This window comes from Bifidobacterium sp. ESL0820 (genome assembly GCF_052606235.1).
Map to the genome: position 1 here is coordinate 676886 of NZ_CP199594.1, position 15111 is coordinate 691996.

General features: G+C 60.7%; 10 protein-coding genes and 2 pseudogenes. 1 reads left to right on the forward strand and 11 read right to left on the reverse strand.

Going from position 1 to position 15111, the window contains the following annotated elements:
• Nucleotides 1-74 precede the first annotated feature (74 nt).
• The 11 genes and pseudogenes from ACUIAH_RS02885 to ACUIAH_RS02935 form a co-directional block, all read right to left on the reverse strand.
• Nucleotides 75-635 carry a hypothetical protein gene (locus ACUIAH_RS02885; protein WP_015022034.1) on the reverse strand — a complete coding sequence of 187 codons (561 nt, stop codon included), beginning with the start codon at nucleotides 633-635 and terminating at the stop codon, nucleotides 75-77.
• A gap of 373 nt (nucleotides 636-1008) precedes the next feature.
• Nucleotides 1009-1356 (reverse strand): hypothetical protein, encoded by a 348-nt coding sequence (locus tag ACUIAH_RS02890; RefSeq protein ID WP_015022035.1) that lies wholly within the window; start codon nucleotides 1354-1356, stop codon nucleotides 1009-1011.
• 24 nt (nucleotides 1357-1380) lie between these two features.
• Nucleotides 1381-1650 (reverse strand): hypothetical protein, encoded by a 270-nt coding sequence (locus ACUIAH_RS02895; RefSeq protein WP_445341346.1) that lies wholly within the window; start codon nucleotides 1648-1650, stop codon nucleotides 1381-1383.
• A gap of 177 nt (nucleotides 1651-1827) precedes the next feature.
• Nucleotides 1828-3258 carry a ParB/RepB/Spo0J family partition protein gene (locus ACUIAH_RS02900; RefSeq protein ID WP_015022037.1) on the reverse strand — a complete coding sequence of 477 codons (1431 nt, stop codon included), beginning with the start codon at nucleotides 3256-3258 and terminating at the stop codon, nucleotides 1828-1830.
• Nucleotides 3259-3957: 699 nt separating this feature from the next.
• Nucleotides 3958-5122: pseudogene (locus ACUIAH_RS02905) on the reverse strand (IS1249 family transposase).
• Between the two features lie 195 nt (nucleotides 5123-5317).
• Complete coding sequence (locus ACUIAH_RS02910) at nucleotides 5318-7354, reverse strand: ABC transporter permease (RefSeq protein WP_033512067.1); 2037 nt, start codon at nucleotides 7352-7354, stop codon at nucleotides 5318-5320.
• Nucleotides 7351-8082, reverse strand: a complete 732-nt coding sequence (locus ACUIAH_RS02915; protein ID WP_029676375.1) for an ABC transporter ATP-binding protein — start codon at nucleotides 8080-8082, stop codon at nucleotides 7351-7353. The genes ACUIAH_RS02910 and ACUIAH_RS02915 overlap by 4 nt, the downstream gene beginning before the upstream one ends.
• A 182-nt stretch (nucleotides 8083-8264) precedes the next feature.
• Nucleotides 8265-9429, reverse strand: a pseudogene (locus tag ACUIAH_RS02920) (IS1249 family transposase).
• Nucleotides 9430-9974: 545 nt separating this feature from the next.
• Nucleotides 9975-10997: a nucleoside hydrolase gene (locus tag ACUIAH_RS02925; RefSeq protein WP_445341347.1), complete on the reverse strand. Its 1023-nt coding sequence runs from the start codon at nucleotides 10995-10997 to the stop codon at nucleotides 9975-9977.
• Nucleotides 10994-12103 (reverse strand): LacI family DNA-binding transcriptional regulator, encoded by a 1110-nt coding sequence (locus ACUIAH_RS02930; protein WP_144086046.1) that lies wholly within the window; start codon nucleotides 12101-12103, stop codon nucleotides 10994-10996. Before ACUIAH_RS02930 ends, ACUIAH_RS02925 begins: the two co-directional genes overlap by 4 nt.
• Nucleotides 12104-12155: 52 nt before the next feature.
• Nucleotides 12156-13538: an MFS transporter gene (locus tag ACUIAH_RS02935; protein ID WP_198201350.1), complete on the reverse strand. Its 1383-nt coding sequence runs from the start codon at nucleotides 13536-13538 to the stop codon at nucleotides 12156-12158.
• A gap of 575 nt (nucleotides 13539-14113) precedes the next feature.
• Between ACUIAH_RS02935 and ACUIAH_RS02940 the strand changes: the two genes are divergently transcribed.
• Complete coding sequence (locus ACUIAH_RS02940; RefSeq protein ID WP_445341348.1) at nucleotides 14114-15109, forward strand: ADP-ribosylglycohydrolase family protein; 996 nt, start codon at nucleotides 14114-14116, stop codon at nucleotides 15107-15109.
• The last annotated feature ends 2 nt before the right edge of the window (nucleotides 15110-15111 follow it).

The window sequence follows — 15111 nt, forward strand, 5'->3', positions numbered from 1 at the left end:
AGAAACGCATCGGACGCGGAGAGGTCTCCTCCTTGGTTTGGGAGGAGACCTCTTCGGTTTGGTTGTGTGTGGTGTTAGTCGTCGGTGGGGTTGATGTTCTTACTGAGGGCCAGGGCGATGAGCGCTGCGAGGTTGTTGGTTCGGTCGAGGGTGAGGGCTTGGACCATGTATGAGCTGGCTTGGTCGGGGTCGCGGGCGGCCCAGGCCAGGTAGGCTCTGGAGGCGCTGAGGTGTGGGGTGGGGCCGACGGCGGCGGTGAGCTGGTCGAAGAGGTTGTAGGCTCTGTCGGCGCGTTCCTGGTTGACGGGGGTCCGGCCTTCGAAGCAGGTGGTGAGGCTGGTGAAGATGAGTTTGACGGCGGCGGGGTCGTGGGGTTGTTCGGTGATGGTGGTCAGGTCGTCTCGGGTGGTGTCGGGGTTGATGGCGGCGACCAGGAGCGCGTCGCGGTGCGGCAGTGAGGTTTCTATCAGCGCGGCCATGCGGGTGAGCCGGTCGTGTCCTATGGCTTCGGGCTGGTGGGTGCCGTCGAGTATGCGCATGATGCTGTCGAGGGCCTGTCGGCCTGCGGTGAGCATGAGTTGGGGGTCCTGGCTCAGTTGCTTGACGTCGTCCTGGAGGCTGGTTGTGGTGTTCATGGGTGTTCCTTTCCTTGGTGCCGGGACTGTTTGTGCCGACGCCTGGAATGGCGGCCCGGGTATAGCGGAGAGTCAAGCCCCCGCGTGGATCCGAACACTCCCCCGGAGGCCGAGGGGGCATGCTGTTCGGCCCCCTCGGCCGGAGCGGGGTGTGGGCGGAGACGCTCGGGGCTTGAGTCGCAGCGGCCCGGGCCAGAATGGAAGGGGGCGGCACAAACACCACATTCCCAACCCCTTCAGCAGCACGCCGCAGGCGTGCGACAGCGGCGGCCAGACATCAAGGCGCAGCCGCCGATGACCACAACCCCGGCCGAGCCGAGCATGGAAAAAGGGACCCCGTTGAGGGGTCCCTTGATGATGTTGCCCTGATGGGTCAGGCCATCTGGCTTCGGAGTCCTGGGTAGTGGTGTGCCAGGTATTCGGCGGTGGCTTGGCGGATCAGTGCCGATAGGTTGGTGCCTTCTGTTTTGACGGCGGCTTCGGCCCATTGGTCCAGGGCCGGGGTGGTGCGTACCTGCCAGGTTTTGCTGGTGGGTTGTTTGAGTTCGTCGCGGGGGCGGCCGGCGAAGATGGAGAGCAGGTCGTCGTCGGTCAGGGGGCCGGCGTCGTAGCCCCGGTATACCCGGGTGCCTTCGATGGGTGTGAATTGGCCGGCGTCGGCCATGCGGTCGAGTGCTTCGGCGTGTGCTGCCCTGTCGGCGGGTGTCTGTGTGTTGGTCATGGTCTGGCTCCTTGTTGGTTGTGTCTATTGGTATCTGAGATGTTGCCACCGGCTGGTCAGCGGCATGGCGCGGAAGGCGTGGAGCTGGCCGTCCTGCCATTTGCTGACGATGACTTCGAGCAGGTTGTCGGGTAGGGCCCCGGGGTGTGGCTGGCCGACGAAGACCACCGTCATCTCGTCGCCGTAGCCCTCGATTTGTTCGTGGCCTATGGAGTGGAGGACCGCGTGCCTGATTTCGTCGTCGGCGCAGCCGTGCTTGCGGGCTGATTGCTCTATCTCGATCTCCATGACCATGAGTGTAGTACAAATTGCACATACAAACCAGTCGTGCGTTCCTCGCGTTGCGGTCTGGCTGTCCGAACGCGGGGCGTTCGACGATGCCGATTCCACCCCGTGGGGTGGCGCGAGGCATCGCTGCGCCGCCGCCGGCAGCCGGCCCCGCTTGGTGGCGGGGCCGGCTGCGGGGTTCATTCACTCTTTGGTGTCCTCCTCCTGGTCGCCGTCGTCTGTTTCATCTTCGTTCCCTTCGTTGTCTTCCTCTTCAGGTCGGGGCACCAGGTCGCCGTCGAGACCGGATTGCTCTTCGTCGCTGATGGCGTAGCCTGCGGTTTGGAGGGCACGGTAGAGGGGTTTGAGCAGGCCGTCTATGTCGTCTTGGCTGCGCCAGGTCTCGTGGTTGATCTGTGTCTCCATGATGGCGTGGCACAGGGCGAAGGCCGTCTGGGTGCGGCGACTCTCGTCAAGGTCGGCCTTTTGCGCCAGCTCGGCTTCCTGGTCCTGGACGATGGCGCGCCATGTGTCCCGCACCTGGTCCCGGCTGACCCACCAGGTGCGTTGGCTCGCTTGGGCGATGACCAGCATGGACAGGGCCTGGGACTGGTTTTTGGCGGGGCGTTTGAGGGACATGAGCCGTTGCGTGTAGGCCAGCCGCAGGTCGTGGCTTGCCGTGTCCAGTTGCTTGGCCGGTGCGATTTCGGCTTCTTGTTCGGCTTGCCACCTGGCCAGGTCATCCTCTCTTTGCCGGCGTTCGTCCTCCTGGTCCTGTTGGGTGTATGGCTCCAGCAGGGTGATTTTGACGCGCCACTGTCCGCCACGGTCGAGCAGTCCGGCGGCCGTGGGTTTGTCGCCTTCCCATTCCTCCAGCCATGTGTCGAGGGCCTGCTTGGGGTCGGGGTCGGTATCCGGGGAGAATCGGGCGATGGTGCGCCAACCTTCCGGGTCAGACCAGGATTGTGATGGTGTCAGCGGCACGATGGGCAGCCCGGCCTGCTTGATGGCTTCCTGGGCCTGTTCGATCCACTTGTCCAGCGACCGTTTGGCCTGGACCTGGTGCAGTGTCATGTTCCAGTTGTTGGTGCCTGCGGCTTTGATGAGCTGGTCTTGCAGGCCTTCGTCGTCGCGGAAGTCGGCTATCGTCTCCAATTCCTCGAAGCTCAGCTGGGATGGCAGCGCGAGTATTTTCTCGTCGTCGATGGACGATATTTTGAGCCGTCGCTGCACGGTGCTGCGGCTGCGGCCAGTGGCTTTGGCCATCTGGTCCACGTCTTCGCCAAGGTCCAGGAGGTGGGCGTATCCGCGTGCCTCGTCCAGGGCGGTGAGCTGGTCACGGTGTATGTTCTCTACCAGCATCACCTCCGCCTGGGTCTGCTCGTCCATGTCGGTGATGATACAGGGCACGGTTGCAAGGCCGGCCTGCTCGGCGGCCGCCAGCCGCCGGTGTCCGATGACCAGGGTGTGCCGCCCCTCCTGGTTCGCCGGTGTGACGACCAGGGCCTGCTGTATGCCTTGGGACGCGATGCTCATGGCCAGCTCCGACACGTCTCCTATCTCGCTTCGGGGGTTGGCGTCGTTGGGCCTGATGGCGTCGATGGGCAGCATGGTCACTGTGGTTGTGGTGTTCATGGGTGTTCCTTTCCTTGGTGCCGGGACTGTTTGTGCCGACGCCTGGAATGGCGGCCCGGGTATAGCGGAGAGTCAAGCCCCCGCGTGGATCCGAACACTCCCCCGGAGGCCGAGGGGGCATGCTGTTCGGCCCCCTCGGCCGGAGCGGGGTGTGGGCGGAGACGCTCGGGGCTTGAGTCGCAGCGGCCCGGGCCAGAATGGAAGGGGGCGGCACAAACACCACATTCCCAACCCCTTCAGCAGCACGCCGCAGGCGTGCGACAGCGGCGGCCAGACATCAAGGCGCAGCCGCCGATGACCACAACCCCGGCCGAGCCGACCAGTTTTATGTTTGCCGATTGAAGGGTGATCTGCAGTAGCTCATGATAGAAGAAAGACCATCCGATAAGAAATGTGTTTATATTGTGAAGCTTTATCTTGATGAAGCTTTCTAACTGATATCCCGAGTATATTAAAGCTTGTTAGAAGCCGCCACTGCCTCTATCATATTTATATGATATGCACACTAGGGCGGCACTTTTTTATCTAAAGGGGTGTAACTGAGATGGACACCGCTCGTATTCCTTACCCTTCGCATCCTTATCAGAGCTCAGCCAATCTAGCCTCTATGCTGATACAGAACGGTCTCTCCGGCATCAGGGGCTATAGGAACTAAACGCGTTGTTTTAGGTTCTGTGTGTGGGTTTGGTTGTGTGTTGGTCAGAGTGTGGTGTTGGGGTATCTGACTGGTGTGTGGAACTCGTTCCAGTTGATGGCGGTGCCGTAGTGTTCGGGCTCGTCCTGTTCCTGTCTGGTTTCCCGTTTGGGTGCTGGTTGTGGCTGGTGGTGTTCGTCCCTGATCAGGCTGGCGGGGTCGGGGTTGTCGGTTTTCATGTAGCAGTGCCATTCGCAGGCGCGTCTCATGTGGCTCTCGGGTAGGCCGTGGTGTTGCAGGAGGGTGCGTTTGATGGGTGGGTTGACTCCTCCTTCCAGCCGGTTGGTGGTGCGTTCCACTGGCCCGCCGGCGGTGAGTTCGGGTTCCGGGAAGGCGAAGAGCTGCCTGTCTTGGAAGAGGTGTTCGAGCCTGCGGTAGCAGCGGCGGAGTTCCTGGTGGGTCCACCACCAGGATTGGTGGCTGGCTTTGGGGTTGGCTGGGTCGTCCTTGGCCATGGTGCGTTCGTCGATGAGGGTTTTCCATCTTTCGTGCCAGGCGTTCAAGGCCTCACCCCAACGCACCGCTTCCTCGATGGTATGGACCCGGGTGAGCTGGTCGGAGAGTCGCTTGAGTTCCTTGCCGGCCTGAAGTCGTGGTTTGAGTGTCAGGTCGGTTTTGGTGTTGCGTTGCACGTGCACCAGGCAGCGTTGGATGCGCGTGCCCGGCCAGCAAGGCATGGCAGGCTTTCTGCACGCCGCGAAGGCCGTCGGTGATGAGCACGTCGGGCCCGGGGATGCGGGAGAACAGGGCCGTGCAGGCCGCCGTGTTCGCCTGATGGCACCACTGCCAGTCGATGACCTGGCCCGTCTGCCCGTCGATCGCTATCAGGAGGCACCAGCCGTGTGCCATATACGTGCCGTCGGCCATGAGCGTGTGATGGACCACCCCGTCCGGTGTGATTGCCGGCTTGATGTTCCAGCACCAGCCGACCCGTTTACGCCAGGCCCTGGCGCCCATGGCCCCCATCTGTTCCCGGGTCCTGCCCGTCAGCGGCCGGTCCGGGAACTCCCTCAACTGCGCGGCGCGGGCCCGGTCCTGCCTGCGCGCGGTGGACGTGATCGAGCAGGACGGACACATCCAGCGCTGCGTGCCTGATCTGTTGCGCCCATGCCTGCGCATCCGCCCATGGCATATGGGGCAATGCCTGGCCCTCTTCGATCTGGTTCTCATTCCCCAATCGAACAGGAACGGGCACCCCTGCAAGACCCCTATTAACAACCCGACCTATTAACAACCACCCAACACGCTTACAGCCACAAGGCCAAACCCCCAACATAAACAACGCGTTTAGTTCCTATAGCCCAAGAATGTGCCCCGGCATGTATTTCCTGACGACGTGGATAAAGTTCATGGTTGGCCTGGCCTCTAGTGTTTTGTGGGTTGGTTCTTGTGGGTGAGGCGTGTGCAGAGGATGGTGGTGGCTATGGCGACGGCCAGGAGCAGGAGGGACATGGGTAGGAAGATGTCTGCGATGATGGGTGTGTGTTGTATGCCGACCCCGTCCCGGACGAAGCTTATCGCCACGGATGCCTCGGTGATGGCCACGGCGACGAGGGAGAGGATGATGCCGGCGGTGACGTCGAGTGTGGTCTCGATGGCCGCTGACCAGGCGAGGGCGCCGCGGGTGACGCCCATCTGGTTGAGGCGCCGGTTCTGCATGCGTCGTTCGCTGATTCCTATGGCTATAGATTGGACGAGGAATATCAGGGCCAGGATGGTGCCGCCGGCTATCATGAGCGGTGTTCCCTGCTGCTCCTTGATGCTGGTCTTGATGTAGTCGTCGATGAAGTCCTGCCTGTTCAAGGCGGTGATCTTGTGGGTGGTGTCCCTTATCTGTTGGGCTATGTCGTCGGCCTGGGTGTGGTCGCGGGCGGTGATGAAGGCGTACAGTCGGCCGTTCTCGCCCTCCCTGGGCAGGCCATCCTCGGTCGTGAGCATGTCCATGTTCACGTGGGGGGTGGTCTTGGGCGGCTCGATGACGGCCACGACCTGGACCTGGTGTCTTTTGTCGTGGCGGTCGATGAGGGTGATCGTGTCGCCCGGCTTGCGCTGGTTGTCGTATGCTCTGCTTATGGCCACCTTGCCGGCGCCCAGGTCGGCCAGGCTGCCCTGGAGCACCTTGGGGGCGGTGTCCTTGTGGCTGGGGTCGGCCAGGTCACGGGCCTGGGCCCAGGTGACCTGGGGGAAGGTGTCCATCTGGATATTTCCGTGCTTGTCGGTCAGGACCCATTGCTGGGTCTGGTAGATGTCGGCTGTGCCGACCTCCCGTCCGAGCCCCTGCAGCGTGCGCGAGATCCTGCCGGCCTGGGACAGGTCGTCCGAGGAGGCCACCACGTCGGCCTTCATGGGCTCGATGCTGAGCACCACCGAGCTCATGCGGCCCGCCTGCATGATGAGGATGAAGGAGACCAGAATGGTCAGCGCCATCATGGCCGGCAACGCTATGGCCGTGGCGCCTGCCCTGCCCCTGCGGACCCGTTGCCGGGCCAGCAGGCCCGGTCCGGCCGCGGTTTTTTCGGCCAGCAGGCCCAGCAGGGATGCTACCGGGGGGACCAGCAGGGGGGCGGCCACGTACACGGTGATTATCAGTAGGACGATCAAGCCCAGCAGCCGGTCGTAGAACTCCGAGCGGTCGACCGGCATGAAGGCGACCGTGATAGAGGCTAGGAACAGGGCCAGGGAGCATACGATCCGCAACCGGCTGGCCTTTTTGTCCTTGACGGCCGGTTGTGTCATCAGCTTCAGGGGGGTCTCGGCCCCGAACCTGCGCGTGGCCAGCCACACGCCCAGCAGGCAGACCGCCATCATCAGGGCGAAGGCCACGGCCGCCACCCACAGGCGGGCCCTGGGGTGGAAGAGCAGGTCGATGTCCGTGGTGCCCATGGCCCTTATGAAGGCCATGCCCACAGGAACGGTCAGCAGGGATCCGGCCAGGCATCCCGCGGCGTCGGCCAGGGCCAGGGGCAGGGAGAACTCTCGCAGGGCCATGGCCACGACCTGTTTGCCCGAGGCGCCGTTGAGCCGCATCAGGCCGTATTCCCGGCGCCTTTCCTGGACCAGGAAGGACACCGATGACAGGACCAGGAACACCGTCACCAGCAGGCAGAACACCAGCGCGATCAGCGACACAGTGTTCAATGCCAGGTCGTAGTAGGCCTTGGTCAGAATGCGGTGGTAGGCGTTCAGGCCCTCCAGGCCGTGCAGGCCGTCGTAGGCCAGGCCCGCCTGACGTGCCTGCAGGGTCGCGCAGGACAGGGTCGTGGCGGCGAACACGGCCAGGCACATGATCCAGTAGGAGGAGCGGTGGGCCCTGACCAGGGAGAAGGACAGGCTGGCCCTTGTTGGCCGCTTGCGCCAGGGTCGGCTCGCCTGCTGGGCCGGGGAGGCCATGCCCGCGCTCACCGGTCGGCCCCGCTCAACGTGGTCTCGGCCAGGTGCATGGCCAGCTGCTCGGCCGTGCAGCCCGACCACACCGAGTGGATGCGGCCGTCGACCAGGAACACGGTGCTGCCAGCACGGGCCGCCACATCCGGGTCGTGGGTCACCATCAGCACCGTGGACCCCCGCGCCGCCACCTGGCCGAAGGCGTCCAGCACCAGCTGGGAGCCGGCGGTGTCCAGGGCGCCCGTCGGCTCGTCGGCAAAGACGACCGAGGGCCTCGAGGCCAAAGCCCTGGCCACCGCCACACGCTGCCGCTGCCCGCCCGACATGTCCGAGGGATAGACGTCGGCGAAACCATCCAGACCCACCGCCTGCAGGGCCCGCACGGCGTCGTCGACCTCGATGCGCGGCCCGCCGAAGAGGAAGGACAGCATCACGTTCTGCAGGCATGTGAACGCTTCGACGAGGTTGTAGTCCTGAAACACGAACCCGATCAGGTCACGCCTGACACGTGTCAGGTCGGCCTCTCCCATCCGGGCCAGGTCATGCTGCCCGATGTGCACCAAGCCCTGGTCGACCGGCAGCAGGCCCGAGGCGCAATTCAGCAGGGTCGACTTGCCCGCGCCCGAGGGCCCCATGATCGCCGTCCACGACCCAGGCGGGCATTGCAGGGACACGTCGGTGATGCCGGCCCCGCCCGAACCGTAATGATAGGAGACACCCTCAAGGGACAGAAACTCACCAGCCATACCCAACCCCAATCCACAGCCCGACGAAACCCCGAGCACCATACGAATCCACAACGCGAAAAGCTACAGCGAACTTTACACTGAGACGCAATACAAGTATTGCTTGCGTGACGGTTAAAAGTGGGCTATAGGAACTAAACGCGTTGTTTTAGGTTCTGTGTGTGGGTTTGGTTGTGTGTTGGTCAGAGTGTGGTGTTGGGGTATCTGACTGGTGTGTGGAACTCGTTCCAGTTGATGGCGGTGCCGTAGTGTTCGGGCTCGTCCTGTTCCTGTCTGGTTTCCCGTTTGGGTGCTGGTTGTGGCTGGTGGTGTTCGTCCCTGATCAGGCTGGCGGGGTCGGGGTTGTCGGTTTTCATGTAGCAGTGCCATTCGCAGGCGCGTCTCATGTGGCTCTCGGGTAGGCCGTGGTGTTGCAGGAGGGTGCGTTTGATGGGTGGGTTGACTCCTCCTTCCAGCCGGTTGGTGGTGCGTTCCACTGGCCCGCCGGCGGTGAGTTCGGGTTCCGGGAAGGCGAAGAGCTGCCTGTCTTGGAAGAGGTGTTCGGGCCTGCGGTAGCAGCGGCGGAGTTCCTGGTGGGTCCACCACCAGGATTGGTGGCTGGCTTTGGGGTTGGCTGGGTCGTCCTTGGCCATGGTGCGTTCGTCGATGAGGGTTTTCCATCTTTCGTGCCAGGCGTTCAAGGCCTCACCCCGACGCACCGCTTCCTCGATGGTATGGACCCGGGTGAGCTGGTCGGAGAGTCGCTTGAGTTCCTTGCCGGCCTGAAGTCGTGGTTTGAGTGTCGGGTCGGTTTTGGTGTTGCGTTGCACGTGCACCAGGCAGCGTTGGATGCGCGTGCCCGGCCAGCAAGGCATGGCAGGCTTTCTGCACGCCGCGAAGGCCGTCGGTGATGAGCACGTCGGGCCCGGGGATGCGGGAGGACAGGGCCGTGCAGGCCGCCGTGTTCGCCTGATGGCACCACTGCCAGTCGATGACCTGGCCCGTCTGCCCGTCGATCGCTATCAGGAGGCACCAGCCGTGTGCCATATACGTGCCGTCGGCCATGAGCGTGTGATGGACCACCCCGTCCGGTGTGATTGCCGGCTTGATGTTCCAGCACCAGCCGACCCGTTTACGCCAGGCCCTGGCGCCCATGGCCCCCATCTGTTCCCGGGTCCTGCCCGTCAGCGGCCGGTCCGGGAACTCCCTCAACTGCGCGGCGCGGGCCCGGTCCTGCCTGCGCGCGGTGGACGTGATCGAGCAGGACGGACACATCCAGCGCTGCGTGCCTGATCTGTTGCGCCCATGCCTGCGCATCCGCCCATGGCATATGGGGCAATGCCTGGCCCTCTTCGATCTGGTTCTCATTCCCCAATCGAACAGGAACGGGCACCCCTGCAAGACCCCTATTAACAACCCGACCTATTAACAACCACCCAACACGCTTACAGCCACAAGGCCAAACCCCCAACATAAACAACGCGTTTAGTTCCTATAGCCCCCAGATCGCTCTCTTCTTTCCTTATGCTCAGCAACAGCCGATACATGTCTGAATCATTGCCAATGACTGTGTTGGCACAGTCAAACTGCCATCATTGACTGTGGGCAATCTGTGAAAAAGCCATGGTTTTTCGACTCTTGCAATTGTGTTTTGGCAAAGCTACCCCCTAAGCAAGGCAGAGTCGTCACCACGGGCAATCGGGCATCATGACCGGCGATAGTCATGCACACAGCGTTTTGGGTCGTTGCTATATGCAGGTTGACAATATTCCTGGGATTTCGAAGGTCCAGGAGGCTGCCAAACAGCACATGACCGCCACCGCAGAGTCCAACCACTTGCGGAATAACTGGACGCGTACATGTGCTGCAGCCCCCATGACTAACTCATGAGATAGTGAAAAGGGCTCGGCACTTCAGCGAGGCAGAACAGCCTGCTGCCAGACCTGAATCATGCGCGAATTATCCACGCCAGTGCAAAGTTCCACCTCATACGATCTGACACCACTAACAGGCTGGTCACCATTTCTGTCAGCCAATAACAGCTTGCCGCTGTCGGCAAGATTCACCCGTGCAGGACGAAGAGCAACCAGGTCCCTTTCAGCCAGAGCCAAGACGGATACCAGGTCATGAAGCCACATGCCATCGACTGGTCGAGTTCGTCTGCTGTATGTCAGCCACGGTCTCAACCAACGGTTCATCGAGTCCTTCCACGGCGCCTTGCTTGCATCGGCCTCGGCGATCATACGATCCCAGCATCGCTGGCTCAGATGCGTGGTCCTGGTCACATCAAGCGGAACCAAGGTGATGGGAATACCAGATTCCAACACCCGCCGGGCTGCCACCGGATCGACGGCGAAGTTGGTGTCCACCTCATCACCGAATCCAATGGCACCGCCCATGATGCTGATCCTCTCAATATGCCCAACGACCTGCGGCTCATCACTGATCAGCCCGGCTAGGTTGGTGAGAGGTCCTATGGCGGCAATGGACACCGAACCGCTGCAAGCAAGCACATCCTGCGCAAGCTGATCAGGCCCGGAAACCTCTGGTATGGCTGATACCTTATCGGCGCTTGATGCATGGAACCCTGCCTGCGATCCCACGGCATTTCTCCATACTTCTGGCGCCTCGGGGCTGCTGGCCGCATTCAGCCTCTTGGTCAGCCAAGGCTGGCGTGATCCCAGCAGCGGGCCATCCGCCCCTCGACGGACAGGAACATCCATGCGTCCCATGGATCTCAGCAAGGCCTCTGCACTGGAATAACCGAGATCAGAGGTAGTGTTGCCGAACACGGTCCATATTGCTCTGGTCTTGAGCTTTTCGGAACGCAAGGCATAGGCAATGGCCAGGGCATCATCGACGTTGGCTCCGGGTACACCGTTGCCCGGGTCACAGTCGACGATAATGTTGACTGCATCTTTCATTTCTGTTTTCATACCTCATTTTGGCTGCATCCACAGCTACGGCCAATGACCAGCTGTGGAGCTGCCGGAATTGTGCCTAAACCAGTACGGACAGGAGCATCCGAACGATTTGTTGGAGCGACGGAAGTCTCGTAACCCCCTGGTTTGTCGTCTCCATCATCGCCAGTGTCCTGATAGGCGCCGTCCGGTTTCAGCAACACCTTGGCAATCTTGTCCGCTATCTCATCCTCGGACAGCTGGACGGCTGTCAGTGACGGAATCAAATATGCGGATTGGTCAGTCCCATTCATCGCCGCCAAAGCAACATCATCAGGCACTTTTTTGTCGCGCTGGGCCATGCCTGCCAGGAAACCCATGGCCTGAAGTTCATTCGAAGCAAAGACAGCCTCAACCTGATCGTCGACCAGCTCCGCCGCCTCGTATCCCCCCTGGCAGGTGTAGGGAACGAAGATCTCCTGCCCTGGCTCAAGGCCGGATTCACGTATGGCCCTCTTCCACCCACGGATTCTTTCCCGCGAATTGAGACGCTCCCGAGGGCCGGCAATGATGGCCAGCTTTTGATAGCCATGCCCTATCAGATGGGCTGTAGCCATCCTGGCCTCTTCGCTTTCGTCAAGACCCAATCGAACTCGGCGCCCTGCAGAGGGACTCAATTCCTGTCCTTCCGGTTGGTTGAGCATAACCACGGTTCCCGGGTAGGTTTCAAGGGCATCCATGGGAAGAGGCTGGTCCACGCCATACCAAACCAGACCAGAGACTTGCTGACGCTGGAAGGATTCCAACAGCTCCATCTGGCGACTGGGGTCATCGCTGGAATCGCCGACCAGGAGGGTCTTGCCCAAGGAGAAAAGCTTGTGCTCCAAAGCCTTGGTCATCTGTGCCAGGAAGGGATTGGCCAGGTCTGTCACCAGCAAGGCGTAGGTATCGCTGGTCCCGTTGGCCAGCGACTTGGCGATATTGTTAGGCACATAGCCGGTTCGCCTAATGGCATCTAAGACCTTGCGCCTGGTCTGCTCGGAGACTGGACGTGGACCATGATTGATCACATAGCTCACCACGGCAGATGAAGTACCCGCCTCCCTGGCCACGTCATCCCTTGTCGGACGCCTCGTCACCATTCCCCTCCTTGCAACTGGTCTCCTTACAGATTACCGATTCAATGGAGATTCATCAGATCGCATCGTCAACCAGGGTCAGGTCCCGGCCACGGGTCTCAGGGGCGAAGAATGTCGTGACCAGACCGATCGCTGCCATCAAGCAGTAATAGGCAGCCAAAGGCACCCAGGAGCTGAAGGCTGCCAGCAGTGCCGAAGCGACCATCGGAGCCGTGCCGCCGGAGAGGATGGAGCCAAGCTCCTTGGCGACTGCCATCCGGGAATACCTGTGCTGAATGCCGAAGAGCTCAACACCGTAGGCCGCTTGGACTCCGAAGATGCCCAGCGAAGCCACACCCATACCCACGATTATCACCAGGCTGACAACAATGGTGTTCTTCGACTGCAACAGGGCAAAGGCCGGGAAGGCGTACAGGACCAGAAGCAGGCAAAAGACGCGGTAGACAATCCTGCGGCCGAACCGGTCGGAAAGCCATCCGGAGAAGGGGATGATCAGGAAGCCCAACAAAGAGGCAATCAGCACTGCTGTAGTTGGCACAGATTTGCTCACGCCCAGTGTGACCACGTATCCGATAAGGAAGCTCTGCGAAAGATACGAGGGACCATTCTCTCCTATACGCAGACCAAGCATGATGAAGAAGGCCTTCCAGCCACCCTCGGACTTCTTCTCCTGCTTGCCTGCGGCAGCCAGAATAGCCTCTTCCTTCTTCCTATTGGCCTGGTAGGAACGAAATGCGGGCGTCTCCTGCATGGAGCGACGCAGATAGACAGCGAAAAGCGCAATCAGGATTGAGACCAGGAAGGGAATCCTCCATCCCCAGGCAATCAGGCTGTCGTGGGGCAAAAGCAGAACCAGAAGCCAGACAGCAGAAGCCAGCAAGGTGCCCGAATTAGACCCGATGCCAATCAATGAGGAAACCAGGCCACGGTGGTTGACAGGGGAATACTCGGCGAGCATCACTGCTCCCCCCGACAGCTCGGCTCCAGCGCCGAATCCCTGGCATACGCGGCAAAGTATCAAGAGAATGGGAGAAAGAATGCCCACCATTTGGTACGTCGGCAAAAGCCCCAGGGCTGTAGTCGACAGACCCATCAGCATGACCGTGAAGACCATGATGAACTTACGTCCGCGCTTATCACCTATCTTGCCCAGAACAAAGGCTCCGACAGGCCTGGCCAGGAAGCCGACCGCATATGTTGCGAATGAAGAGAGCAGAGCGATTACCGGCGTTTGCCCGGGAAAGAAGATGTCGCCAAAGACAAGCCCTGAAGCCAGACCATACAAGGCAAAGTCCACATATTCCATGGTTGTGCCCAACCATACGGCCACGATATTGGTCCAGAAGCTCTTCCTGCCCTCCTTGGTGCGGAAGTTGACATCAGCTGCCTGTTCCTGTTGATCAGACAATTCGGAATTCGACCTGGATCGCTGATTCACAGTTTCAGGTTTTCCTCTCTTGGCCCGGTTCACTCCCATTTATGCCTCCTTGCAGGGGATCATTGCGATTCGATGCTGAATAGCGTTGTTCTACCCGCGTAGATTGGAAAGCGACTTTTTGCGCGTTTCCATTTGCCAACAATGCAAAATTCTACGCGCGTAGTTTTCCTTGTCAATTTGAGAGTTTACCGTTTTGCTGATTGGCAAGCACACAGGATGGAGTTCATGGTCACATAAGATGGGCTCCCATTCATTGCGAAGCTCAAACCTTGCCTGATTGCAACAAGAAATCAGCAATCAAAGCGATCAATGGATTCCAACGATTGCGACTCATAGTATTCGAGCGCGAAGCATATCCTTGCAACTGTCTTGGTTCGTTCGACCTTTAAAGATGCTTGCTCAACGATTAAGCGATCACTACAACTGTACTACCCTACCAAGGGCTGATATAAGGTTCAATCATCATGACGAATCATGCTTATCGGGCTGATCAGATCAATTGTATTGATATTATTCACTCAGGCTAAGAAGATCCTGGTCCGAAACAACGAATAATTCGGGAGGGGTGCGCGGCAATGAGCACGATTGAGGAAGGCGCACTCGGCGCGCTTACTGGGCTGTCCTTGGGAGATGCACTGGGCATGCCCACGCAGAGCATGAGTCCAGCAGCCATCCATGAGGCCTACGGCAGGGTTGACACCCTTCGTGATGCTATTGCGGATCAGCCGATCGCTCCAGGTATGCCTGCGGGATCTGTGACCGATGACACCGAGCAGGCACTGATTGTCGCAGAGCTGATCATCGAGGGCAGAGGACACATCGATCCCAAAGAGTTCGCTAAGCGCCTTCTGACCTGGGAGGACGGCATGAAGTCACGCGGATCACTCGACCTGCTCGGGCCATCCACCAAGCTGGCTCTGGAAGAGGTTCGCCATGGCGCGGACATCATGACAACAGGAAGGACCGGCACCACCAATGGGGCGGCCATGCGAGTCGCCCCGGTAGGGATAGCCAACAGGCCCGAAGACACCAGACGGCTGGCCAATCGCATCTACGAGTCCTGCCAGGTCACCCACGACACGGTCGCAGGCTTTCAAAGCGCAGCGCTGATCGCTACGACAGTCAGTCTGGGACTTGAAGGAATGACCGTTCGCCAGGCACTGAATGAGTCCTTGCGCCTGGTACCCGCCATGGAAACCGCCGGAGCCTGGACACCCACGGCATCGGTTCCCGCTCGGGCCCGCCAGGCAATACAAGTGTCCGAAGAATTCAGCGATGAGGACGACTTCGAACGCCACCTCATCGAAGACTGCGGCACTTCGGTGGAGGCCAATGAGTCTGTGGCAGCCGCTTTTGCCCTGGCCTGGAGATTCGCCGACGATCCCCAATCGGCTCTATTCGTCGCAGTCAACCTGGGCGGCGATACGGACACCATCGCTGCCATGACCGGCGCAATGACCGGCGCATGCACCGGCCCCGAGGTGTTCGACCCTGCACTCTGCTCCCAGGTGGCTTCGGTATCTCACCTTGACCTGCAGAAAACTGCCCGTGGCCTGATTACCCTAAGGTAAAG